We start from the raw sequence: 22,390 nt of genomic DNA on the forward strand, positions 1-22,390 counted from the left end.
CCGCGGCAAACTCCGGCTTTGACAAATCCTGCCAGCTTGATATCATTTGCATACGAATGAATTTTCCGACCCCTGTGCTGGAAGGATCTTTCGAAGTACCAGCTCTGGAAGGCCTCTTTTCGGGAAGGCAAAGCGTGATCCGTTACGCGAAACCCACCTCGGTCGACGAAGCGCTCGCTTTGCTTGGCGAGGGCGCCTGGCGCATCCTTGCCGGTGGCACCGATTTCTATCCGGCACAGGGCAGCAAACCGATCCGCGACAATGTTCTCGACATTAACGGCCTGGCGGCGCTTTGCGGCATTGCCGAGACGAGCGACCATTTCGTCATCGGCGCGCGCGCGACCTGGACCGACATCGTCCGCCATCCCTTGCCGCCGGCCTTCGAGGCGCTGAAGCAGGCGGCGCGAGAGGTCGGCTCGGCGCAGATCCAGAACGTCGCCTCGGTCGCCGGCAATCTCTGCAACGCCTCGCCTGCCGCCGACGGCGTGCCGGCCCTGCTCGTCCTCGACGCCGAGGTCGAGCTGCGCTCGGTGGCAGCGACGCGGCACCTGCCGTTGCAGGACTTCATTCTCGGCAATCGCCGCACGGCTCTGCTGCCCGGTGAGATGGTCACGGCGATCCGCGTGCCGAAGCCCAGCGGCACGTCGGCTTTCGTCAAGCTCGGCGCCCGGCGCTACCTCGTCATTTCCATTGCCATGGTGGCGGCACGTCTGGCCATCGACAATGGCACCGTCCGGCAAGCGGCGGTCGCGGCCGGCTCCTGTTCGGTGGTGGCCAAGCGGCTGGCCGGCGTCGAAGCCGCGTTGTGCGGGCTGCCGGTGGATGGCGAGCTTGCCGATGCGGTCCTGTCCGCGCCGATGAGCGAACTGTCGCCGATCGCCGATGTGCGCGGCAGCGCCGAATACCGGCTCGATGCAGTGCGCGAGATTGTTGCCCGCGCCGTGCTTGCGGCTGTGGGGCGGACGACTGGCGAAGAGGTGGCGGCATGAGCCAGGTTCAACCTGACGTGCGTGAAGCAGTGCCCGACCTGGGCGCCGTTCGGCCTGCTCGCGGCCCGGAGCGCGTTGACATCGCCTTCGAGGTCAATGGCAGCGCCGTATCGGTCAATGTGCCGCCGCTGCGCCGACTGTCCCTGGTGCTGCGCGACGAACTGGGGCTGACCGGCACCAAGGTCGGCTGCGATGCCGGCGATTGCGGCGCCTGTACGGTGCTGGTCGACGGCGATCCCGTCTGCGCCTGCCTGATGTCGGCGGCGTCCGCTGCCGGCGTATCGGTGACGACAGTTGAAGGGCTTGCCAACGGCCGGCTGTCGGCGTTGCAGGCCTCTTTCCTTGCCCACGGCGCGGCGCAGTGCGGGATTTGCACGCCCGCCCTGTTGGTTGCGGCGACGGCGTTGCTGGAGAAGAAGGCGAGCCCCACCGAGGTCGAGGTACAGGACGCGCTCGGCGGAATTCTGTGCCGCTGCACCGGCTACCGGAAGATCATTGCCGCAGTGATGGATGCCTCCCTGCAGGCAGCAAGCCTGGATTTCCGCTTGCCCCGGTCAGGCCACGCGATCGGTTCCTCGCCCATCCGGCTCGACGGCGTGCCGAAAGTCACCGGGGCTGAGAAATTCGGCAGCGATTCCTTCCCCGCCGATGCGCTGGCGGTACTGGTGATCCGCTCTCCGCATTATCACGCCAGCTTCGCCTTCGGTGACCTCGATGGCTGGGCGAAGGCACAGCCCGGTGTCGCCGGCGTCTTCACCGCAGCCGACATTCCGGGAAAAAACTGTTTCGGCGTCATCGGCCCCTTCGCCGACCAGCCGGCACTGGCCGAAGGGTTTGCCCGCCTTCGCGGTGAGGCGGTGGCGTTGGTCGCTGGCGAGCGCGAGGCGATGCTCGATATCGACCTCTCGGATTTTCCGATCCGCTGGACCGAATTGCCGCATGTTCTCCAATCCTGCGAAGCGCGCGCCGGCGGTGCCAAGCTCATCCATGAGAACAGACCGGCAAACCTGCTGACCTCCGGCTTCGTCGAACGCGGCGATCCGGAAGGGGCCCTTGCCGGTGCAGCGTTCACGGTTTCCGGCGTCATCGACACCTCCTATGTCGAGCACGCCTATATCGAACCGGAAGCCGGCTATGCCTATGTGGACGGCGACACGCTGGTCGTCGTCGCCTGCACCCAGGCGCCCTATATGGACCGCGACGAGACGGCGAAGGTGCTCGGCCTTGCCGTCGACAAGGTGCGCATCGTGCCGACCGCGACCGGCGGCGGTTTCGGCTCGAAGCTCGACGTCTCGCTGCAGCCGCTGATCGGCCTAGTGGCGATGAAGACAGGGCGGCCGGCGGCACTTGCCTACACCCGCACCGAATCGATGATGTCGACCACCAAGCGCCATCCGGCCGAGATGAAAGCGACCATCGGCGCCGATGCCGACGGCCTTGTCACCGGCATGATTTTTGAAGGCGATTTCAACACCGGCGCCTATGCAAGCTGGGGCCCTACCGTGGCCAACCGCGTGCCGGTGCACGCCTCCGGACCCTACGCGACGCCGAACTACCGCGCCGAAGGCCGCGCCATCCATACGCATGGGCCGATCTCCGGCGCCTTCCGCGGCTTCGGCGTGCCGCAAGCGACGATCATGCAGGAGACCCTCTATGATGAGCTGGCCGGCAAGCTCGGCATGGACAGGCTCGATTTTCGCTTGAAGAATTGCCTTCGTAACGGCTCCGAAACGGTCACAGGACAGCTTCTGGACTCCGGCGTCGGCATTGCCGAATGCCTCGAATCGCTACAGCCGCATTGGGCGCGCGCGGCGGCCGATGCGGAGGCATTCAACAGTGCCAACACAGATAGAAAGCGCGGCGTCGGCATCGCGTCCTGTTGGTATGGCTGCGGCAACACCTCGCTGCCCAATCCGTCGACCATTCGGGTCGGCATCGCGGCCGGCGGCACGGTCATCCTGCACCAGGGCGCGGTCGATATCGGCCAGGGTTCGAACACGGTCATCGCCCAGATCTGCGCCGACGCGCTCGGCCTGCCGCTGGAGAGATTCCAGCTGAAGAGCGCCGATACATCAATTACTCCCGATGCCGGCAAGACATCGGCCTCGCGCCAGACCTTCGTCACCGGCAAGGCGGCCGAAAAGGCCGGCCGCGCCTTGCGTGAAAAGATCCTGCGTTTCGCCAATGTTTCGGAAAAAGCCGCTCTCCAACTCGACGGCCCGGCGATCGTCATCCGCGAAGGCGAAGCCACCCGCCGCATCGATCTCACGACGTTGGACCTGGATGCCGAAGGCTTCGTCTTCCGCGCCGAGGAGACCTACGACCCGCCGACGCTGCCCCTCGACGCCAAGGGCCAGGGCAAACCCTACGCCGTTTACGGCTATGGCGCGCAGATCGCCGAACTGGAGGTCGATCTCAAGCTCGGCACGGTGAAGCTGATCAAAATCACCGCCGCGCATGATGTGGGCAAGGCGATCAACCCGCTGCTGGCCGAAGGCCAGATCGAGGGCGGTATCGCGCAAGGCATCGGCATGGCGCTGATGGAAGAGTACATCCCCGGCCGCACCGAGAACCTGCACGACTATCTCATCCCGACCATTGGCGACGTGCCGCCGATCGAGACCATCCTGATAGAAGTTCCGGATCCGGAAGGACCCTTTGGCGCCAAGGGTTTGGGCGAGCATGTGCTGATCCCGACTGCGCCGGCGATCCTCAACGCCATCCGCCACGCCACCGGCGTTCTGATCACCAAGGTTCCGGCGACGCCGACGCGTATCCGCGCTGGCATCCGCGAAAAAGATGGCATCCGCGAAAAGGAGGCACGCCGATGAGCGAGCTTGCCGAACGCTTCGAGACCCATGATCCCGGCGAGAAGCTGGTGGCGGAGAAGATCCGCTGCGATGCCTGCCCGGTGATGTGCTACATATCAGATGGGCGCACCGGCGCCTGCGACCGCTACGGCAATGTCGGCGGCAGGATCGTGCGGATGGACCCGCTGACCATCCTCGACCATGCGGCCGAGGCCGGCGCGGCAATCGTGCCCTTCGTCGCGGAGGGCGAACAATGGGACGGCGAACTGGTCAACACCGGCCGTCGCTTCGTCACCGCAATCGGCGCCGGCACCACCTATCCCGACTACAAGCCGGCGCCGTTCATCGTCAGCCAGGAAGTCGAAGGCGTCGATCTCGTCACCGTCGTCACGGAAGGCATTTTTTCGTACTGCGGCGTCAAGGTGAAGATCGACACCGACCGGCATATCGGACCCGAGACGGCTATTGTGCGATCGCAAGGCGAGGCAATCGGCCATGTCACGACGGGCGAGTATGGCTCGCAGATGCTGTCGCTGGGCGGCGTGCATCATCTGACCGGCGGCTCGAAGGCCGAAGGACGCGCCACCTGCGACGCGCTGCTCAATCTGTGCAACCGCAAGCCGGTGGAACTCGCCATCGACGGCGGCGCCGCCATAACAGTCGAAGCCGGCAAAGCGCCTGTCATCGACGGCAAGCAGGAACATCGCATGCGCGTCGGCTGCGGCTCGGCGACCATCGGCATGTTCGCCACGCAATGGCGCGGCCTTGTCGACGAGGTGGTGGTGGTCGACGACCACATCACCGGCGTCGTTTCCGAGCATCAGGCCGGCAAGGTGCTGGGCTGGCAGGACACAGGGATAAAGATCATCGGCCGCCGTTCGACGCCGGGCCGCTATTTCAAGGTGTCCGAGCCAGGCCTCGGCTGGGGCGGCACCAGCATTTCAGACCCGCTGTCGATCCTTGGCGAGTGGAACGCCAAGAAGGGTGCGCGGCCGGGCCTGTCATTGCTGATGGTTTCGACCACCGGCGAGCAATTCGCCTATTACGAGCTCGACGACGAGTTGAAGCCGGTGCAAAAGCCGTTTCCGGAACGGCTGCAAAAATCGGTCGGCCTGATCGAGGACAATTGCGAGCCGGCTTTGTGCACGGTGCTGTTCATCGGCGGCGCCGGCGGTTCGCTGCGCGCCGGCGTCACCGAAAACCCGGTCAATCTCACCCGCTCGGTTCAGGGCCTGACCACCTATGTCACGGTCGGCGGCGCGCCGGTCTATGTCTGGCCGGGCGGCGGCATCACGCTGATGGTCGATGTCACACGGGTGCCGGAAGGCGCCTTCGGCTATGTGCCTACACCGGCGCTGGTGGCGCCGATCGAATTCACGCTGCGCCGCGACGACTATGTCAGGCTCGGCGGGTACGAGGCGGAGATCCGCAGCGTCGAGGATATTGTCGCAAAAGGCGGTGAGTACCTGAATCCGCGCCGCGGCACAGGCGCCGAAGCCAACAATCCATGGCCGCCACTCGCGCAGCTACGTCGTGCCGGCTCGAACGGGGCCGGGTGATGCAAGGCCCGCAAGCCCATTGGCTGCAGGACGGCAAACGGCTGCATCTCAACCACGGGCCGATCGACCTGATCGTCGAGGTTTTTGGTGAGGCGGATGAATGCCGCCGAGCCTATGAACAGGCCATAGCGCGGTTCCAGACGATCCTAGTGGAGCTGGTCGAGGAACTCCCCGAATTGCGGCTGCCGGCGTTTTTCCTGGCGCCGCGCACCTTCGCCGGCCCGACGGCGCGCCGCATGGAGGCAGCCGTCATGCCCCTGGCGGAATGCTTTATAACTCCGATGGCGGCCGTCGCGGGATCGGTAGCCGACGAAATGCTCGCCGCATTGCATGCCGGTCGCAAGATCGAGCGCGCCTATGTCAACAATGGCGGCGACTGCGCGCTCCATATCGGCAAGGGCCAGTCGATGGGTCTGGCGGTAGCCGGTACCGGCAACGGCATGACCGACCGGATCACGATCCGCGCGGAAGATGGCGTTCGCGGCGTCGCCACCAGCGGTTGGCGTGGCCGCTCCTTCTCGCTTGGCATTGCCGACGCCGTCACCGTGCTGGCGCGGACCGGCGCCGAAGCCGATGCGGCGGCGACGCTCATCGCCAACGCGGTGGACCTGCCCGGCAATCCCGCCATCAAGCGCATTTCCGCACACGAACTGTCGCCCGACAGCGATCTCGGCTCGCGGCTGGTGACGCAAGGCGTCGGCACGCTTGCCCTTGGCGAAGTGGCGCGCGCGCTGGACAATGGCCTTGCCGTCGCCGAAGATTTTCGCCGGCGGGGGCTTATTGCCGGGTCGGCGCTGTTTCTCGGCGGCGAGATCCGCATCAGTGGCTCGGTTGCGCTTGCCGCGCCCAACGAAACTTCGAGGGAGGAAGTTGCCCATGCCTGAGTTTCCGATCCGCAAGATCGCGGTTCTGACCGAAGAGATCTTTCACGAGGGCGGGCCGGTGGCCAAGGTGCCGCGCCGCCGTGCCGCCGCCATGGCGCTGGTAAAGAACCCGTTCGCCGGGCGCTATGTCGAGGAGCTGCAGAGCGCCATGGACGATCTCAAGCCGCTCGGCCTGCTGCTCGCCGACCGGCTGATCGCGGCGCTCGGCGGCGACGTCAAGCAGATCGACGGCTACGGCAAAGGCGCCATTGTCGGCACCGCAGGTGAGCTGGAACACGGCGCGCTCTGGCATGTGCCCGGCGGCTACGCCATGCGCGAGCGGCTCGGCGACGCCAAGGCGATCGTGCCGTCGGCCAAGAAGGTCGGCGCTTTCGGTTCGAAGCTCGACGTGCCGCTCGGCCACATCAACGCCGCCTATGTGCGCAGCCATTTCGACGCCATGGAAGTCGGCATGTCCGATGGTCCGTGCCCCGACGAGATCCTGTTCTGCCTCGCCATGACTTGTGGTCCGCGCATCCACGATCGCATGGGTGGTCTCGCGGCCGATGACATCAAAGCCTGGGATGGGCTGCGGTGAGCGGCGAGGACAATCTGCTCAAGCTGGTCGAGGTCGAGGCGCCGGACGACCAGGATTACCTCCTGCAGGAGCAGGTCGGCTTCATCCTGCGCAAGGCGCATCAGCGCCATGTCGCGATCTTTGCCGCGCATATCGGCGATCTGACGCCGCCGCAATTCGCGGCGTTGGCCAAGCTGCGTGACGTCGGCGAGACCTCGCAGAACCAGCTCGGCACGCTGATAGCGATGGATGCGGCGACGGTGAAGGGCGTCATCGACCGGCTGAAGGCGCGCGGCCTGGTCGAGCTTTCCAGGCACGAGGTCGACAAAAGACGGCTGCTGGTCAATCTGACCGCGGCAGGCCGCGATGCCATCGAGCGCCTGATCCCGCTGGCGCGCGAGATCACAAAGGAGACGCTGGCGCCGCTCTCGGCCAAGGAGATCGCCACCTTCATGAAGCTGCTGGTGAAGCTGGCTTAGACCCGCCGGGCGCCAAAGGAGGCACCCGGCAGGAAGTTTGCCTCAGAGGCCGTTGTCCTTCAGCACCTGGGCGGCGTTTTCCTTGGTGATCTTCTCGGTTGGTAGGGTAATGGTCTTTTCGACTTTCTCGCCGTTGAGGAACTTGATCGCCTGGCGCAGGCCCTCGGCACCGGGAGTGACATAGGTGAAGGTCGCCGTCAGCTCGCCCTTGTTCACCATCTGCACGCCTTCATTGGGCAGGCCGTCGATACCAATGAACTTGATGTCCTTCTCGCGGCCGACATCCTTGGCGGCGAGATAGGCGCCATAGGCCATCGGGTCGTTGTGGCCGTAGACGAGATCGATCTTCTCGTTGCTCTTCAGCGCGTTGGCCATCAGATTGTAGGCCTGGTCCTGCTTCCAGTCGCCCGATTGCTGGTCGAGCAGATATTTGATGCCCGGCTCCTTGTCGGTGAATTCGTGAAAGCCGTCATGGCGGTCATGCGCCGGCTGGGTGCCCATGCCGCCCCAGATCTCGACGACATTGCCTGCAGCCTTGCCCTTGCCGCCCAGCAGTTCGACGGCATATTCGCCGGCCGCGCGGCCGATCAGCGCGTTGTCGCCGCCGACGAACTGCGTGTAGTCCTTGGTGTCGACATTGCGGTCGAGCACGAAGACCGGGATCTTGGCGTCGATCGCCTGCTGCACGACGCCGGTCAGGCCGGCCGATTCCTTCGGTGACACCAACAGCGCATCGACCTCCTGGCGGATCAGGTTCTCGACATCGGCGACCTGCTTTTCGGTCTTGTCCTCGCCGTCGGTGATGATCAGCTCGACCTCGGGGTGCTTGGCGGCTTCGGCCAGGATGTCTTTGTTGAACTGCGCGCGCCAGGGCTCGATGGTCGTCACCTGCGAGAAGCCGATCTTCCACTTCTTGTCCTGGGCATAGGCATTGCCGGTGGTCAGCAGCGCGGTGGTGGTCAGCAGTGCCGCGGTCACGGCGGCAAGCTTCAGCATGTCACGTCGTTTCATTTTTTGTTTCCTCCGAGATTGAGAGACGGTGTCTCTTGCGACGGCCGCTTTGCCGCGGCCGTTTCCTTGTGCGCCGATTGCCCGCCGGGCAGGCGCAGATAGGCCAGGAGATCACCGGCATTGCGCTCCTGCACGAGCACGGTGCCGATGATGATCATCCCCTTCAGCACCAGCTGAAGGTTCGAATTGATGTTGTGGAGCTGCAGGATGTTGGAGAGCAGACCGAAGATCAGCACGCCGCAGAACGTGCCGATGAGGCTGCCGCGCCCGCCCATCAGGCTGGTGCCGCCTATGACCACAGCGGCAATGGCGTCGAGCTCCAGCCCGGCGCCGGCATCCGGCTTGCCTTGCCGGTACTGCGCGACATAGAGCACGGCGGCAATGCCGGCGAGCAGCCCGGAGACGGCATAGGTGGCGATCTTGACGCGGCCGGCGGCGATGCCGGAGAGGCGCGCCGCCTCCTCGTTGCCGCCGATGGCATAGACATAGCGGCCGAACGGCGTGAAGCGCAGCACCGCGCCGTAGATCACGATGGCGCCGAGGAAGAACAGGCCCGGCATCGGGATGATGCCGAACACCAGCGAGCGCAGGATCTCGAAATCGGCGGTGGCGTTGGAGCCGGTATAGACCGGCAGCACCGCATTGTTCTGGCCGGCGGTCAGCCGTGCGATGCCGAGCGCCGTCACCATCATAGCCAGGGTGACGATGAAGGGCTGCAGCCGTCCGGCAACGATGATGAAGCCGTTGAGCGCGCCGAACAGCAAACCAACGCACGGCGCCACCAGCAGCACGCCGAGCACGCCGAATTTCGGCTCGATCTGCGGCAGCAGAAACCACAGCGACAGGCAACACAAGACCACGCCGACGACGGCGGGCGTGATCAGGCCGCGAATCCCGTCCAGCCTGATCTCGCGGACGAGATCGGCGCCGGCACGGGACTTTGCCAGGTTCTGGAAGATGAAGCGGGTGACGACGAAACCGAGGCAAAGCGCCACCAGCGCGACGGTCGGCACGCCCAGCACGACGCCCGGCGTCACGCCTGGGACCGTCAGCAGCATGGCACAGACCACCGAGCAGATGGCCATCAGCGAGCCGACGGAGAGATCGATGCCGCCGGTGATGATGACAGCCGTCATGCCGGTGGCGATCAGCCCGGTGGTCGAGACCTGGCGCAGCACGTCGAGCAGGTTGCCGTAGGAGAGGAAGATGTTGTTGCCCTTGGAACTCATCGGCGAGCCCAGCACGCCGATCAGGAAGATGGCGATCAGGCCCCAATAGAGCTTGGTACGGGACAGGAGTTTCAGGGCAGTCATGCGGCTGGTCTCGATATGGTCCTGCGCGGGGCGGCGAGACGCATGATGGCCTCCTCGCTGGCCGCGTCGCGGGAAAGAATGCCTGTCTGGCGGCCATCGGCCATCACCAGGATGCGGTCGGAGAGATGCAAAAGCTCCGGGAGTTCGGAGCTGATGACGGCGATGGCCAGTCCATCGCGCGCCAGCTTGAAGATCAGGTCGTAGATCTCGCGTTTGGCGCCGACATCGATGCCGCGCGTCGGCTCGTCCAGCAACAGCACCCTTGGCCTGGTCGCCAGCCACTTGCCGATGACGACCTTCTGCTGGTTGCCGCCGGACAGCGTGCCGGCAGGCTGGTCGATGTCCCGGCAGCGGATGCCGAGCGCCTTGACCGCCTGCCGCGCCAGCCCCTGCTCGGCGGCCAGCGAGCGGATGCCGAAGCGGGCCAGCGACCCGACCAGCGGCAGCGCGACATTGTCTGCGATCGAAGCCTGCAGATGCAGGCCTTGCGTCTTGCGGTCCTCGGTGACCAGTGCAATGCCCAGCCGCCTTGCGTCGCGGGGCGAACGGATATCCACAGGCCGGCCGTCGACCTGGATTTCGCCACCGGTGCGGCCATCGCTCGAGCCGAAGATCGCTTCCAGGATCTCGGTTCGGCCCGAACCCAGCAGCCCGCCAATGCCGAGGATCTCTCCGGCGGCAAGATCGAAGCCAACGCCGTCGATCACCGTGCGCCAGCCATGCGCATCGGGCTTCGACAGCGACAGGTTTTCGACCGAAAGCACAATGTTGCCGCCGGAGTGGCGCTCTTCCTGGGAGGAAGCGAGCAGGTTGCGTCCGACCATCGCCGAAATGATCGCATCTTCGTCCAGCCTGGCCATCGGCTCGGTCAGTACATGGCGGCCGTCGCGAAACACGGTGACGCGGCTGGCCAGATGCATGACCTCGTCGATGCGGTGCGAGATGTAGACGATGGCGACACCGCTCTCGGCAAGCTGGCGGATGATGCGGAACAGCCGCTGGCATTCGGCCGGCGACAGCGCCGAGGTCGGCTCGTCCATGATCAGGATGCGTGCCGACATCGACAGCGCCTTGGCGATCTCGACCAGCTGCTGCTCGCCGACACGCAGGGCACCGACGCGGGCTTGCGGATCGAGCTCGATGCCGAGCCGCTGCAACAAAGCGCCCGCCGCGCGGCTGCTTGCCTTGCGGTCGACAATCAGCCCGGCGATCAGCTTCTCGCGGCCAAGGAAGATGTTGTCGGCGACGCTGAGTTCGGGCACCAGGTTGAGCTCCTGATGAATGATGGCAATGCCGGCATCCTCGGCGTCGCGTACGCCAGCGAAATTGACAGGGTGGCCATCGACGCTGACCGTGCCTTCATAGCCGGTGTAGACGCCGGAGAGGATCTTCATCAGCGTCGACTTGCCGGCGCCGTTCTCGCCCATCAAGGCATGAACCTCGCCGCGCCGCAGCTCGAAGCCGACATCGACCAGGGCGGCGATGCCGCCGAAGCTCTTGGAAATATGCTCGGCGCTCAGAACGGTGTCCGACCGATCGGCAGCGCCGTGCAGCGGGGAAAGGGAACTGCTCTCTCGCATGACAATGGCGGCCTCCCTTCCGTCGTCGTCAACTTCCCGCAAACGCTAATCTAAACGTTTCGATCATGTCAAGCTGATATGAGGTACCGCATGTTTACTGCATTTCGATTCTTGCTAAAAAGGACAGGATTCCGTACGTATTGGCCGGCAAGGGTGGCGAAACGTTTCGAAAATGACAGCATCAGGGCAAAAAAAACACCGGAAATCCACCGCGCCCACCATGCTTCATGTGGCTGAAGCGGCACGTGTTTCTGTCGCTACCGTTTCGGCGCTGATCAATGGCACGGCGACGGTCAGTCCGGAGCTTAGCCAGCGCATCGAACAGGCGATCCGCGATATCGGCTACAAGCGCAACGCGATCGCCCGCAGCCTGAAGATGGGCACGACCCGCACGATCGGACTGACCGTGCCGCACATCACCAACCCATTCTTCACCGATGTCGTCTCGGTCATCCAGCAGGCCTTCGACCGGGCCGGCTATGCCGTCATGCTGTGCTGCACGGACGAGGATCTGAACACCCAGGACGATCAGATCAAGCTGCTGCTCGACCGCATGGTCGACGGGCTGATCGTGGCGCGCGTCGGCGACGGCGCGATCCTCAAGCGGATCGTCGACGACGCCAACGTGCCGGTGGTGCTGCTCGATCGTATCTGCAAAGGCGTTGACACCGATGCCGTGGTGCTGGACAACCAGCGCGCGGTGTTCGACGCCATCACCTATCTGATCAATCTCGGCCACCGGCGCATCGGTTACATCACCGGCACGTCGGACATTTCGCCGATGCATGACCGCATGGCGGGATATCGCGAGGCGCTTCACGCCGCCGGCCTGCCGATCGCGGAGGAGCTGATCCGCTTCGGCAATTTCCACGAGATCGACGGCTACAACGCGACCATGCAGATGCTGTCCTCGCACGATCGGCCAAGCGCGATCTTCTCGGCCAACAACCCGATGGTGATCGGCACCATGAAGGCGATCCGCGACATCGGCCTGTCCTGCCCGGAAGACATTTCAGTTGCCTGCTTCGACGACTTTCCATGGTCCGACGTGTTTCAGCCGCAGCTGACCACCGTCGCGCAGCCGGTGCAGGCGATCGGCGAACAGGCGGCCAATCTGCTTCTCGACCGTCTCGCCGGCAACAGGGACGCGCCGCCGCGCAAGCTTTTGCTCAAGGGCCGGCTGATGATCCGCAATTCATGCCGCCCGCTCGGGGCGATTGCGCAGAGCGTGAGCGCATAGTTTTTCGCCCAGCATATATCGTACCAGAACTTGTCAGGCCGCCTGCGACAGCGATTTGTGCGCCTCGGCCAGGATCTCGAACGACCGCACCCGCGCCGCATGATCAAAAATCTGCGCGGTGACCATCAGCTCGTCGGCGCCGGTGCGGCGCACGAAAGCATCGATGCCTTGCCGCACCGTTTCCGGGGAGCCGACGACGGCGCAGGACAATGCCTGGCCCAGCATGGTCTTTGCCATCGGATCGAGATCGCGGTCATAGTTCTCGACAGGTGGCGGCAGCCGTCCGGCCCGGCCGGTGCGCAGATTGACGAAAGCCTGTTGCAGCGAGGTGAACAGCAAACGAGCCTCGGCATCGGTGGGCGCGGCAAAGACGTTGAGGCCAAGCATGACATGCGGCTTGTCGAGCTGCTCGGAGGGTTGGAAGCGCGAGCGGTAGACATCCAGCGCGTGATCCAGATCCGCCGGCGCGAAATGCGAGGCGAAGGCATAGGGCAGGCCGAGCATGGCGGCAAGCTGCGCGCCGTAGAGGCTGGAGCCGAGGATCCAGACCGGCACGCCCTGGCCTTCGCCGGGCACGGCACGGATGCGTTGGCCTTCCTCGGCCGGCTGGAAATAGCCCATCAGCTCGACGACATCCTGCGGGAAATTGTCGACCCCGGCCTCGAGATTGCGGCGCAAGGCGCGGGCGGTACCCATGTCGGTGCCGGGCGCCCGGCCGATGCCGAGATCGATGCGGCCCGGATGCAATGCGGCCAGCGTGCCGAACTGCTCGGCAATCACCAGCGGCGAATGGTTGGGCAGCATGATGCCGCCGGCGCCGACACGAATGGTCTTGGTGCCGCCCGCGACATGGGCAATGACGACGGCTGTGGCGGCACTGGCAATACCCGGCATGTTGTGATGCTCGGCCAGCCAGAAACGCTTGTAGCCCAGGCGCTCGGCATGGCGGGCAAGATCGAGCGAATTGGCCAGCGACTGCGAGGCATCGCTGCCTTCGACGATCGGCGACAGGTCGAGAACGGAAAGGTCGGTCATGGGTGGGATCCTGTGTCAGGACCGCATGTAGGAAGCATCCGGCGGCGCCGCAAATTCAAAAATATTGATCAGCCTTTGACAGCTTCGGGGTCGGCGATGTCGTCCTCCTCGACGACAACCGCGTGCTGCGCGGCGAGAAAATTGCCGACATGGCTGAGCCCATCGAAATGATCGCAGAACACCTTGATGACGACCAGCAGCGGCACCGCCATCAGGGCGCCGACGAAACCCCACAGCCATGACCAGAAGGCGATGGCGATGAAGATCGCCACGGCGTTGATCTCGAGGCGCCTGCCGACCACCATCGGCGTCACGAACTGGCCTTCGACGATGTCGCACAAGATCACGAAGGCGGGCGCCAGAAGCGCGTAGAAGATGGTATCGAAGCTGATCAACGCCATGACCGTGACAAGCACGATGGTGATCAGTGCTCCGACATAGGGCAGGAAATTGAGCAGGGCGGCAGCAACGCCCCAGACCAGCGGATTGGGCACGCCGAGCGCCCAAAGACCGAGAGCGATGACCGTGCCGAGGCCGGCATTGATGATCGTGACGGTGAGCAGATAGTGCGAGATTTCGCGTTCGACGTCATAGACGACGCGCAGCGCCCGCTTCTTTTCGCTGAGGCTGGCGAAGGACTGGATGATCTTTTCATAAAACATCGTGCCGGAGGCGAGCAGGAACAGCGACAGCACGAAGATGATGGTGAGGCCTGTTCCCGCCGACAGGATGTTGCTGGCGGCCGCCGACAGGATGCCGGACTGCGCTACCGCCACCTTCTGAATACCCGACTCCTGCGAGGTCTCGGTCAGTTGTTCGATCTGATGCGAAATCTGCATGATCTTCTCGAGCGGCTGTCGCAATTGCGCCAACCGTTCGGTGAGCTTCTGGCCGATCGACGAGGTATTGTTGATAAGATCGATGATCGGGCCACTGAGCAGATAGCCGGCGGTGGCGAACACACAAAGGGACAACAGCACCAGAAGGGTTGCCGAGATCACTTCCGGGATACCGTGCTTGCGCAGCAGCCGGACGATCGGCGTCAGCGTCAGCGCCAGCAGGAAAGCCAGAAGCACTGGCATGAAAAAGGCGCGGGCGAAATAGAGCGCGTAGATGGCCATGAAGAGAAAGATGCCGATCAGCAACGAGCGCATCAGACGCGTGTCGGCGCGAGCCGCGACGCGCGAATCCGGTTCATCGGAAACGTCCTGACCCCAGGCTGTGGGTTCGGTTTTCATGGTCACCCCTCAAGCCGGCGCCCCTTCGCACGGCAATCGCCTCCATGAAACGCAGAGTTACGGGCGAGGGTTCCATGAGCCGGCTTCGGGATTGAGGCCGCTCGCGCCGGCTCCGGGTCAGGCTGCCGGCGACGTGACGGCTGTGGCGGGCTTGGCTGTTTCCTTGCGCACGATCGGCGCCACCCTGGTGCCGTAGAGTTCGATCGCCTTCATGATCTTGGCATGCGGCATGGTGCCGATCGCCATCTGCAGCAGGAAGCGGTCATTGCCGAAGATCTTGTGCTGGGCGACGATCTTTTCAGCCACTTGCTCGGGACTGCCGACGAACAGGGCGCCTGTGGGGCCGCGCGACTGGTCGAAATGCGCCCGCGAGGTCGGACCCCAGCCGCGCTCGCGGCCGATGCGATTCATCACTTCCGCCTGCGGGCCGTAGAAATCGTCCGCCGCCTGCTCGGTCGTCTCGGCGATGAAGCCGTGCACGTTGATGCTGGTGGCAAGGCCCGCCGGATCACTGCCGGCGCGCTTGGCGGCTTCGCGGTAGAGATCGAACAGCGGCGCGAAACGCGCCGGCTCGCCGCCAATGATGGCGAGCGCCAGCGGCAGGCCGAGCGCGCCAGCGCGGGCGGCAGACTGCGGCGTGCCGCCAATGGCGATCCAGACCGGTAGCCTGTCCTGGAAGGGCCGGGGATAAACGCCGCGATCGTTGATCGGCGCACGCAGATTGCCCGACCAGGTGACCTTCACGCTGTCGCGGATGGCAAGCAGCAGATCCAGTTTTTCGGCGAACAGCTCGTCATAATCCTCGAGGTTGAAACCGAACAGCGGGAAGGATTCGATGAACGAGCCGCGCCCGGCCATGATCTCGGCGCGGCCGCCCGACAGAAGATCGAGCGTGGCAAATTGCTGGAAAACGCGCACCGGGTCATCGGAAGACAGAACGGTGACCGCGCTGGTCAGCTTGATGCGCTTCGAACGCTCGGCCGCCGCGGCCAGGGCCACGACCGGTGCGGAGGCGGCATAGTCGGGCCGGTGATGCTCGCCGAGGCCGAAGACGTCGAGGCCGACCTGGTCGGCCAGCTCGATCTCCTCGATCAGGTTGCGCAGCCGCTCATGCGGGCCGATGGCACCGGGGCCCGGCTGCGGGCTGACGTCGGCGAATGTGTAGAGACCGAGTTCCATTTGATGTCATCCTGGTGTTGGGTTTTCGGGTTAGACGTAGCGACGCCTCAGCCGCGCCGCCAGTGGGGCGGACGGTGAACAGTGCATGTCGGTTTCGGCTCTATCTCTTCGTCGCCATTCCGGACGGAAAACCGCTTCACACTTTTCCTGGAATTGCTCCAAAGGCGTCTCCCGAGTGCAACAGCCGACAATTTCATGGCTGCCATGCCGTTTTGGCGCTTGAACTCTCGGTTTTCGCGCGTATGTAAGCGTCGCGAATTGACTTCAGGGAAGTGGACTTGGCTATCTACAGGGAAAAAGACGTTTTCGAGCGGCGCAATGCCGCAAACGAGGCAAAGAAGGCGCTCCTCGAGCGCTTCAAGGCAAAGCCGGCGGCGGATGATCCCGCAGTGCTGGCGCGGCAGGCTGAACGCAAGGCTATCCTTGCGGCCCGCGAAATCCGCGAGGCCGAAAAGGCCCGGCTGAAGCAGGAGAAGCTGGCACGCGAAGCGGTCGAGAAGGCCGAGCGCGAGGCAGCAGCCGAAGCGGCACGTATCGCCGCCGAGGAAGCTGCACAGGCCGAGGCCAAGATTCGGGAATCCGAAGAGAACGAGCGCATCGCCCGTCTTCTGGCCGACGAAGCCGAACGCAAGGCCAAGCGCGACGCGCGTTATGCGGCACGCAAGCAGCGTACCGGCAGGACGCCTCCGGGCTTCTCCGCCCGCTAGCTCTCGGCTACGGAGCAATCTGCTTCGAGAACCAGGGTCGCCTCGCAGCGGCCCTGAACGTGTTTGTCCCATGCATGTCGCCCTGGTCCCGGCTCTGGGAGGACGACATGCGCAAACCAAGAGACCCAAGCGTTACCGTCAGGCGGCGAACTTCAGCCCCATGATGCCGCAGACGATGAGCGCGATGCAGGCCAGCCTGATCGCGGTGGCCGGTTCGCCGAGCAGCCAGATGCCGAGCAGTGCCGTACCGACGGTGCCGATGCCGGTCCACACCGCATAGGCGGTGCCGACGGGCAGCGCCTTCAGCGCCAGGCCGAGCAGAGTGAGGCTGACGACCATCGAGGCAACGGTCAGCACGGTCGGCACCAGCTTCGAGAAGCCATCGGTGTATTTGAGGCCGATTGCCCAGCCGATCTCGAACAAGCCAGCGAAAAAGAGAAGAATCCACGACATCGACAACGCTCCATCAGAGCATCGGACCGAAAAGTGACTTCGGCGTCCGACGATCAGTCAACCAATGGCGGGTCGTCCCGTCCGGATTTGGGGAAGCGCGAGGTCGTCCCCGCCACGCCAATATAGGAATTTCGGGCGCTCGAGCAACAGCGACCGGCAACAAGTGTCGCCGGCCGTAATCTTATTGCGAAGTGGATCGCCGGACCTACTTGTCCTTGAGCTTCATCGCCTTGACCGGCGGCGCCTTCAGCGCCGGAGCCGGAGCGGGCTTCTTGGCGTCCTTCTTCGGCTTGCGGGCTTCCTTGCCTGCCTTCATCGCACCTTTAGCCATGATTCGTTCCTCCTGATGTGAGAAGCCAAGTGAAACAAGAGAACCGCCCGACCGCAAGGGGTTAGCGACTGTTGCCGCCGGCAGCGGATCGCTTTCAACCGGTTTCTAGAGCAATTCACCGTTTCGCGGAAACAGCGAATTGCTCTAACTCTTTGTTTTGACGCAATTCCGGACAGAAAATCGCTTCACACTTTTCCTGGAATTGCTCTAATTTGCTCGTAAACCATGGCGGTCCGTGCCATGGTCATTTTCGCACTGCAGCATCGACCCGAGCTTCGCCGGGTGATCGTCAGGCAGGCCGTCAGGACGACAATGCGAATCCACATCGGCTGCGAGATGAGCTTCGACTTTCCGCAGGAAACGCCGCTCATCGCGATGCTGAATGTGCACTATTCGCGGGCCTCCGATCTCGAGCGGCCGGATTTCCTGATCTCCAATCCGCCGGTGCCGATCGAAAGCTATCGCGACAGTTTCGGCAATTGGTGCAACCGGCTTGTCGCGCCGCCCGGGCGCTTCACCTTCGGCACCGACGCGGTGATCCGCGACCCCGGCAACTTCGAGATGGGCGACCTGATGGCCTGGCAGCACGAGGTGCGCGACCTGCCGGCGGACACATTGCTGTTCCTGCTGCCCAGCCGTTTTTGCGAAAGCGACCTTCTGGCTGACGAGGCGTGGCGGCTGTTCGGCAACACGCCGCTGGGTATTCCGCGCGTGCAGGCGGTCTGCGACTTCGTCCACAGCCACATCGTCTTCAACTACGGCAATGCACGGCCGACGCGCACCGCGGCGGAAGCCTATCGTGAACAGAGCGGCGTGTGCCGCGACTACGCGCATCTCGCCGTCACCTTCTGCCGGGCACTCAACATCCCAACGCGCTATTGCACCGGCTACATCAGCGACATCGGTATGCCGAAGCCATGGGCAAGCATGGATTTCTGCGCCTGGATGGAAGTCTATCTCGGCGGCCGCTGGCATGTCTTCGACCCGCGCAACAATGCACCGCGCATCGGCCGCATCCTGATCGCCTCCGGCCGCGACGCCGCCGACGTGCCGCTGACCCATATTTTCGGCCCGGGAACGCTTGCCGGCTTCAAGGTGTGGACCAGCGAGATCATCGAGTAGTCGCCGTTTTCCATAGACCGATCTCTCATGGCCGCTGCCGTGGACGACCCGACATTCGCGCGGTGTGATGCCTGTGGAGCTTTAGCGGCCTGGCCGCTAAACTGCGCCTTGAACGGGGGCAAATGCCATGGCCGGGCACGGCGGCTCAAAAAAGGTGATCTACGCGGCGCTCGCCGGCAATCTCGCCATCGCGCTGACCAAGTTCGCCGCCGCCGCCTTTACCGGCAGTTCGGCGATGCTGTCGGAGGGCGTCCATTCGCTGGTCGATACCGGCAATGGCGGCCTGCTGCTCTACGGCATGCACCGCGCCGCTCGCCCTGCCGATCGCACGCATCCGCTCGGCCACGGCCGCGAACTCTACTTCTGGAGCTTCATCGTCGCGCTCCTCGTCTTCGCGCTGGGCGCCGGCGTGTCGTTCTACGAAGGCGTGGTCCATATCATGGCGCCGGAGCCGGTCGCCAACGCCAAGGTCAACTATATTGTTCTGGGCCTTTCCTTCCTGTTCGAAGGCAGTTCGTGGTGGGTGGCGCTGAAGGAGTTTCGCCGGCAGAAGGGCAGGCAAGGCTGGCTGCAGGCCGTGCAGTCGAGCAAGGATCCGAGCGTCTACACCGTGCTGTTCGAGGACAGTGCGGCACTTCTCGGCCTGATCGTCGCTTTCGCCGGCATATTGGCGGCGGAACTGCTGGAGATGCCGGAGCTCGACGGCGCCGCCTCTATCGGCATCGGGCTGATCCTTGGCGCGACCGCGATCTTCCTGGCCCGCGAAAGCAAGGGCCTGCTGATCGGCGAGCCGGCGTCGCCCGAGGTGCAGATGAAAGTGCTGGCGATCGCCCAGCAGGATCCGGCGGTGCAGCGGGCGAACGGCGTCCTGACCGTCCATATGGGGCCGACAGAGATCGTCGCCGGGCTCAGCATCGAGTTCGAGGACCATTTGACGGCGCCCGAGATCGAAGCTTGCGTCGAGCGCCTGGAGGCGCAGTTGAAGAAGGAAATGCCGGAGATCACACGGCTGTTCGTCAAGCCGCAGACGTCAGGCACCTGGGAGCAGCGACGCAGGCTGATCGATTCCGCATCCGATCCTGCCCTGGACTAAAACCGTGCCATTGCCTCACGGCCTTGCGCCGCTAGATTGAAGGGGCTTTGGAGGAACGAAGATGAGAATAGACGGCGGCTGTCATTGTGGCGCCATCACCTACGAGGCGGAGGTCGATCCGGAAAAGACCACGATCTGCCACTGCACGGATTGCCAGCAACTGACCGGCACGGCTTTTCGCCTTACGGTTCCGGCGCCGGAAAGCAACTATCGCATCACCAAGGGCACGCCGAAAATCTACATCAAGATCGTGGCGAGCGGCGCCAAGCGCACCCAGGCCTTTTGCGCCGACTGCGGTTCGCATCTTTACGCCACGTCTGTCGGAGATGGTCCGAAGGTCTATGGAATTCGCGTGGGGACCGCGCGGCAGCGCCAGGATTTGATCCCGACACAGCAGAAATGGCACCGCTCGGCGCTGCACTGGCTGCCTGAATTTCAGGGCATGACCACGTTGGAGGAGCAGTAGCACCGGTCCGGCACCGCGCCTCAATCGTCGCCTTCGACGACCCTCAGCCTGAGCTGCCCGGTTTTCGAATCGGCAACGCGCGCGCCGGTATCGACCTTGGCGGCGGGACCCCGTGACGCGGCGTCTACGGCGGCATCGCCGTCGGGCTGCGCGCCGAATTCCAGCGCCTCGATCTTCTGGCCGCGCTTGGTGACCTTCGACGTCGAAACCAGTATGTCGTCGATGTCCTTGGCCGACTGGCCGAAATGCACCTGCAGCTTGCGCACCCGCTCATCGACACGTGCAACATCCTCCATCAGCCGGATGACCTCGCCCTGGATCAGGTGCGCCTGTTCGCGCATGCGGGCATCCTTGAGGATCGCCTGGATGACCTGGATCGACAGCATCAGCAGCGACGGCGAGACGATGACGACGCGCGCACGGTGCGCCTTGTGCACGATCGCCTCGAAATTCTCGTGGATCTCGGCGAACACCGATTCCGACGGCACGAACATGAAGGCAGTGTCCTGCGTCTCGCCCTGGATCAGGTATTTTTCCGAGATATCGCGGACATGGATCTCGATGTCGCGGCGGAAGGCCTGCGAAGCTGCCTTCTGCAGATCGGCGCCATCGGCGGCGCGGATGGCGTTCCAGGCTTCCAGCGGAAATTTTGCATCGATGGCCAGCGACGGCGCGCCATTCGGCATCTTCACCAGGCAGTCGGGCCGGCTGCCGTTCGACAGCGTCGCCTGGAACTCATAGGCGCCGTGCGGCAGGCCGTCGGCAACGATCGCCTCCATGCGCGACTGGCCGAACGCGCCGCGCGTCTGCTTGTTCGAGAGGATCGCCTGCAATTGCACGACCTGGCCGGCGAGCGACTGGATGTTGCCTTGCGCGACGTCGATGATCGCCAGCCGTTCCTGCAATTTGGCCAGGCTCTCATGCGTGGATTTGGTCTGCTCGGTCATGGTCTGGCCGAGCCGGCCGGTCATGGCGTCGAGGCGTTGGCCGATCGATTGCGTCAGTTCCGCCTGCCGTGCGCCGAACACTTCCGCAATGGCGCCCATGCGGCCCTGCATTTCGGCCTGGCTTTGCAGAATGCCGGCCATCCGCACTTCCGCATCGCGGGCATGATCGGCGGCTTCCGCGGCCGCCACGGCGCGCGCCTTGGCCGACCGCCACAACGCAATGACCAGCGCCACGAACAGGGCCAGAAACAGCAAAACGCCGAAGGCCAGCGCATGGCCGAGCGTGATCGTTGTGGCGCCAAGCCGGGCGACAGGCTCCGAAAGGATGGTGCTCAAATCATTCATGTGGACAGCATAGACGATTCGCCGCGATAGCACAGATCAAAACGTGAACGCGCCTGATGCCAACCGGTTGACGCGTTTCGCTGGAGGTCTTAGGTGGAACGCCATGCCGATCAAGCCGCTCATCATCCTTCCCGACCCCATCCTGCGCCAGGTTTCCAAGCCCGTAGAGCGTGTCGACGCGCCTTTGCGCAAATTAGCCGACGACATGCTGGCGACCATGTATGATGCGCCGGGCATCGGGCTGGCGGCAATCCAGATCGGCGAGCCGCTGCGCTTGCTGGTGATCGATCTCGCCAAGGAAGACGAGACGCCGGCGCCGCATGTCTTCATCAATCCGGAAATCCTGGAGAGCGCCGACGCGCGCTCCGTCTATGAGGAAGGCTGCCTGTCGATCCCGGATTATTACGCCGAGGTCGAACGCCCCGCCTCCGTGCGGGTCAAATATCTCGACCGCGACGGCAAATTGCAGGAGATAGAGGCCGAGGGGTTGATGGCGACCTGCCTGCAACACGAGATCGACCACCTCAATGGCGTCCTGTTCATCGATCACATCTCGAAGCTGAAGCGCGACATGGTGGTAAAGAAATTCAAGAAGCTCGCCAGGGACAAGGCGCCGGGCAAGCTCGCGGGATAAGGTACGGGAGTCCCCTCCAGGCCTATTGTCGGCAGGATTGCCACCAAATGGAGATGCCGACGGTCGACATGCTGATCAGGGACATTCCTGAGCCTTTGAAGCGCGAGATCGAACTGGCGGCGCGCGAGGTCGGCCAGAGCGTCTCGGACAAGGCCATCGGCCTTCTGCGCAAAGGCATAGTTGCGGAGAGGCCGGCCCGAGAGGAGTCGAGCCTCTCGGCGTGGGCTGCAATTCGCTCGGCTTTCGTATCTGAAAGCGCAATTGGCGATGAATACGCGGAAATCATGGAGAAGATCGAAGCGGAAAGATAGCGCGACGGTCGTCCCGCGACTTCGACGGCCTTGACCTAAAGCTCGTAAACCCGTTTGAAGCGGATGCCTGAGCCGGCACACTGCGCGAGCAAGAAGACAGGATACCGG

Annotated in this window: 22 protein-coding genes; 13 read left to right on the forward strand and 9 right to left on the reverse strand. The window is 64.0% G+C overall.

Features of this window, described 5'->3' with window-relative positions:
* The first annotated feature begins 134 nt into the window (after positions 1-134).
* From MESCI_RS02895 to MESCI_RS02920, 6 genes are read left to right on the forward strand one after another with little or no spacing between them, the layout of a single operon-like run.
* A complete protein-coding gene (locus MESCI_RS02895) occupies positions 135-989 on the forward strand; it encodes an FAD binding domain-containing protein (protein WP_013528449.1) in 855 nt (284 codons plus the stop codon).
* The gene (locus MESCI_RS02900; protein WP_013528450.1) at positions 986-3,820 is read left to right on the forward strand and encodes a molybdopterin-dependent oxidoreductase; all 2,835 of its coding nucleotides are present in this window, start codon (positions 986-988) and stop codon (positions 3,818-3,820) included. Before MESCI_RS02895 ends, MESCI_RS02900 begins: the two co-directional genes overlap by 4 nt.
* On the forward strand, positions 3,817-5,358 hold the full coding sequence (locus tag MESCI_RS02905; RefSeq protein ID WP_013528451.1) for a hypothetical protein: 1,542 nt from the start codon (positions 3,817-3,819) through the stop codon (positions 5,356-5,358). Before MESCI_RS02900 ends, MESCI_RS02905 begins: the two co-directional genes overlap by 4 nt.
* Entirely contained in the window at positions 5,358-6,242 is an 885-nt protein-coding gene (locus tag MESCI_RS02910) for a UPF0280 family protein (RefSeq protein ID WP_013528452.1), read from the forward strand. Before MESCI_RS02905 ends, MESCI_RS02910 begins: the two co-directional genes overlap by 1 nt.
* Positions 6,235-6,819, forward strand: a complete 585-nt coding sequence (locus MESCI_RS02915) for an amino acid synthesis family protein (protein WP_013528453.1) — start codon at positions 6,235-6,237, stop codon at positions 6,817-6,819. The genes MESCI_RS02910 and MESCI_RS02915 overlap by 8 nt, the downstream gene beginning before the upstream one ends.
* The gene (locus MESCI_RS02920) at positions 6,816-7,277 is read left to right on the forward strand and encodes a MarR family winged helix-turn-helix transcriptional regulator (protein WP_013528454.1); all 462 of its coding nucleotides are present in this window, start codon (positions 6,816-6,818) and stop codon (positions 7,275-7,277) included. Before MESCI_RS02915 ends, MESCI_RS02920 begins: the two co-directional genes overlap by 4 nt.
* Before the next feature lie 42 nt (positions 7,278-7,319).
* Here the strand turns inward: MESCI_RS02920 and MESCI_RS02925 are convergent, their stop codons facing one another.
* From MESCI_RS02925 to MESCI_RS02935, 3 genes are read right to left on the reverse strand one after another with little or no spacing between them, the layout of a single operon-like run.
* On the reverse strand, positions 7,320-8,288 hold the full coding sequence (locus tag MESCI_RS02925) for a substrate-binding domain-containing protein (protein WP_013528455.1): 969 nt from the start codon (positions 8,286-8,288) through the stop codon (positions 7,320-7,322).
* A complete protein-coding gene (locus tag MESCI_RS02930; protein WP_013528456.1) occupies positions 8,285-9,601 on the reverse strand; it encodes an ABC transporter permease in 1,317 nt (438 codons plus the stop codon). Before MESCI_RS02930 ends, MESCI_RS02925 begins: the two co-directional genes overlap by 4 nt.
* Positions 9,598-11,181: a sugar ABC transporter ATP-binding protein gene (locus MESCI_RS02935; RefSeq protein WP_013528457.1), complete on the reverse strand. Its 1,584-nt coding sequence runs from the start codon at positions 11,179-11,181 to the stop codon at positions 9,598-9,600. Before MESCI_RS02935 ends, MESCI_RS02930 begins: the two co-directional genes overlap by 4 nt.
* 220 nt (positions 11,182-11,401) lie before the next feature.
* Between MESCI_RS02935 and MESCI_RS02940 the strand changes: the two genes are divergently transcribed.
* Positions 11,402-12,421, forward strand: a complete 1,020-nt coding sequence (locus tag MESCI_RS02940; RefSeq protein WP_013528458.1) for a LacI family DNA-binding transcriptional regulator — start codon at positions 11,402-11,404, stop codon at positions 12,419-12,421.
* Between the two features lie 33 nt (positions 12,422-12,454).
* Here MESCI_RS02940 and MESCI_RS02945 read toward each other — a convergent pair whose 3' ends face one another.
* The 3 genes from MESCI_RS02945 to MESCI_RS02955 form a co-directional block, all read right to left on the reverse strand.
* Positions 12,455-13,456, reverse strand: coding sequence for an LLM class flavin-dependent oxidoreductase (locus tag MESCI_RS02945; RefSeq protein WP_013528459.1), 1,002 nt, complete (start codon positions 13,454-13,456; stop codon positions 12,455-12,457).
* A gap of 68 nt (positions 13,457-13,524) precedes the next feature.
* On the reverse strand, positions 13,525-14,694 hold the full coding sequence (locus MESCI_RS02950; protein WP_013528460.1) for an AI-2E family transporter: 1,170 nt from the start codon (positions 14,692-14,694) through the stop codon (positions 13,525-13,527).
* A gap of 117 nt (positions 14,695-14,811) precedes the next feature.
* Entirely contained in the window at positions 14,812-15,873 is a 1,062-nt protein-coding gene (locus tag MESCI_RS02955; protein ID WP_013528461.1) for an LLM class flavin-dependent oxidoreductase, read from the reverse strand.
* Positions 15,874-16,151: 278 nt separating this feature from the next.
* On the opposite strand from MESCI_RS02955, the gene MESCI_RS02960 reads away from it, so the two are divergent.
* Complete coding sequence (locus MESCI_RS02960; protein WP_013528462.1) at positions 16,152-16,580, forward strand: DUF6481 family protein; 429 nt, start codon at positions 16,152-16,154, stop codon at positions 16,578-16,580.
* Between the two features lie 138 nt (positions 16,581-16,718).
* Here the strand turns inward: MESCI_RS02960 and sugE are convergent, their stop codons facing one another.
* Entirely contained in the window at positions 16,719-17,033 is a 315-nt protein-coding gene (sugE, locus tag MESCI_RS02965) for a quaternary ammonium compound efflux SMR transporter SugE (protein WP_013528463.1), read from the reverse strand.
* Positions 17,034-17,238: 205 nt separating this feature from the next.
* Entirely contained in the window at positions 17,239-17,364 is a 126-nt protein-coding gene (locus MESCI_RS33020) for a hypothetical protein (RefSeq protein WP_013528464.1), read from the reverse strand.
* A gap of 312 nt (positions 17,365-17,676) precedes the next feature.
* On the opposite strand from MESCI_RS33020, the gene MESCI_RS02970 reads away from it, so the two are divergent.
* The 3 genes from MESCI_RS02970 to MESCI_RS02980 all read left to right on the forward strand — a co-directional run bounded on the left by MESCI_RS02970 (position 17,677) and on the right by MESCI_RS02980 (position 20,045).
* The gene (locus MESCI_RS02970; RefSeq protein ID WP_013528465.1) at positions 17,677-18,486 is read left to right on the forward strand and encodes a transglutaminase-like domain-containing protein; all 810 of its coding nucleotides are present in this window, start codon (positions 17,677-17,679) and stop codon (positions 18,484-18,486) included.
* A gap of 127 nt (positions 18,487-18,613) precedes the next feature.
* Positions 18,614-19,579, forward strand: a complete 966-nt coding sequence (locus MESCI_RS02975) for a cation diffusion facilitator family transporter (protein WP_013528466.1) — start codon at positions 18,614-18,616, stop codon at positions 19,577-19,579.
* A gap of 61 nt (positions 19,580-19,640) precedes the next feature.
* Positions 19,641-20,045, forward strand: a complete 405-nt coding sequence (locus MESCI_RS02980) for a GFA family protein (protein ID WP_013528467.1) — start codon at positions 19,641-19,643, stop codon at positions 20,043-20,045.
* A gap of 20 nt (positions 20,046-20,065) precedes the next feature.
* Here the strand turns inward: MESCI_RS02980 and MESCI_RS02985 are convergent, their stop codons facing one another.
* Entirely contained in the window at positions 20,066-21,337 is a 1,272-nt protein-coding gene (locus MESCI_RS02985; protein ID WP_013528468.1) for a DNA recombination protein RmuC, read from the reverse strand.
* A gap of 103 nt (positions 21,338-21,440) precedes the next feature.
* Here MESCI_RS02985 and def point away from each other — a divergent pair, with 103 nt between their 5' ends.
* Both def and MESCI_RS02995 read left to right on the forward strand, forming a co-directional pair.
* The gene (gene def, locus MESCI_RS02990; RefSeq protein ID WP_013528469.1) at positions 21,441-21,971 is read left to right on the forward strand and encodes a peptide deformylase; all 531 of its coding nucleotides are present in this window, start codon (positions 21,441-21,443) and stop codon (positions 21,969-21,971) included.
* A gap of 68 nt (positions 21,972-22,039) precedes the next feature.
* A complete protein-coding gene (locus MESCI_RS02995) occupies positions 22,040-22,282 on the forward strand; it encodes a plasmid stabilization protein (protein WP_244506880.1) in 243 nt (80 codons plus the stop codon).
* Positions 22,283-22,390: the final 108 nt, after the last annotated feature.

The sequence above is a fragment of the Mesorhizobium ciceri biovar biserrulae WSM1271 genome, assembly GCF_000185905.1.
GTDB classification, from domain to species: Bacteria; Pseudomonadota; Alphaproteobacteria; order Rhizobiales; family Rhizobiaceae; genus Mesorhizobium; species Mesorhizobium ciceri.

Bases quoted from the DNA above. Each gene is read 5' to 3' on its own strand.
- MESCI_RS02900 (WP_013528450.1), top strand. From the start codon at position 986: ATGAGCCAGGTTCAACCTGACGTGCGTGAAGCAGTGCCCGACCTGGGC.
- MESCI_RS02905 (WP_013528451.1), top strand. From the start codon at position 3,817: ATGAGCGAGCTTGCCGAACGCTTCGAGACCCATGATCCCGGCGAGAAG.
- MESCI_RS02910 (WP_013528452.1), top strand. From the start codon at position 5,358: ATGCAAGGCCCGCAAGCCCATTGGCTGCAGGACGGCAAACGGCTGCAT.
- MESCI_RS02915 (WP_013528453.1), top strand. From the start codon at position 6,235: ATGCCTGAGTTTCCGATCCGCAAGATCGCGGTTCTGACCGAAGAGATC.
- MESCI_RS02925 (WP_013528455.1), bottom strand. From the start codon at position 8,288: ATGAAACGACGTGACATGCTGAAGCTTGCCGCCGTGACCGCGGCACTG.
- MESCI_RS02930 (WP_013528456.1), bottom strand. From the start codon at position 9,601: ATGACTGCCCTGAAACTCCTGTCCCGTACCAAGCTCTATTGGGGCCTG.
- MESCI_RS02935 (WP_013528457.1), bottom strand. From the start codon at position 11,181: ATGCGAGAGAGCAGTTCCCTTTCCCCGCTGCACGGCGCTGCCGATCGG.
- MESCI_RS02940 (WP_013528458.1), top strand. From the start codon at position 11,402: ATGCTTCATGTGGCTGAAGCGGCACGTGTTTCTGTCGCTACCGTTTCG.
- MESCI_RS02945 (WP_013528459.1), bottom strand. From the start codon at position 13,456: ATGACCGACCTTTCCGTTCTCGACCTGTCGCCGATCGTCGAAGGCAGC.
- MESCI_RS02950 (WP_013528460.1), bottom strand. From the start codon at position 14,694: ATGAAAACCGAACCCACAGCCTGGGGTCAGGACGTTTCCGATGAACCG.
- MESCI_RS02955 (WP_013528461.1), bottom strand. From the start codon at position 15,873: ATGGAACTCGGTCTCTACACATTCGCCGACGTCAGCCCGCAGCCGGGC.
- sugE (WP_013528463.1), bottom strand. From the start codon at position 17,033: ATGTCGTGGATTCTTCTCTTTTTCGCTGGCTTGTTCGAGATCGGCTGG.
- MESCI_RS33020 (WP_013528464.1), bottom strand. From the start codon at position 17,364: ATGGCTAAAGGTGCGATGAAGGCAGGCAAGGAAGCCCGCAAGCCGAAG.
- MESCI_RS02970 (WP_013528465.1), top strand. From the start codon at position 17,677: ATGCGAATCCACATCGGCTGCGAGATGAGCTTCGACTTTCCGCAGGAA.
- MESCI_RS02975 (WP_013528466.1), top strand. From the start codon at position 18,614: ATGGCCGGGCACGGCGGCTCAAAAAAGGTGATCTACGCGGCGCTCGCC.
- MESCI_RS02980 (WP_013528467.1), top strand. From the start codon at position 19,641: ATGAGAATAGACGGCGGCTGTCATTGTGGCGCCATCACCTACGAGGCG.
- MESCI_RS02985 (WP_013528468.1), bottom strand. From the start codon at position 21,337: ATGAATGATTTGAGCACCATCCTTTCGGAGCCTGTCGCCCGGCTTGGC.
- def (WP_013528469.1), top strand. From the start codon at position 21,441: ATGCCGATCAAGCCGCTCATCATCCTTCCCGACCCCATCCTGCGCCAG.
- MESCI_RS02995 (WP_244506880.1), top strand. From the start codon at position 22,040: ATGCTGATCAGGGACATTCCTGAGCCTTTGAAGCGCGAGATCGAACTG.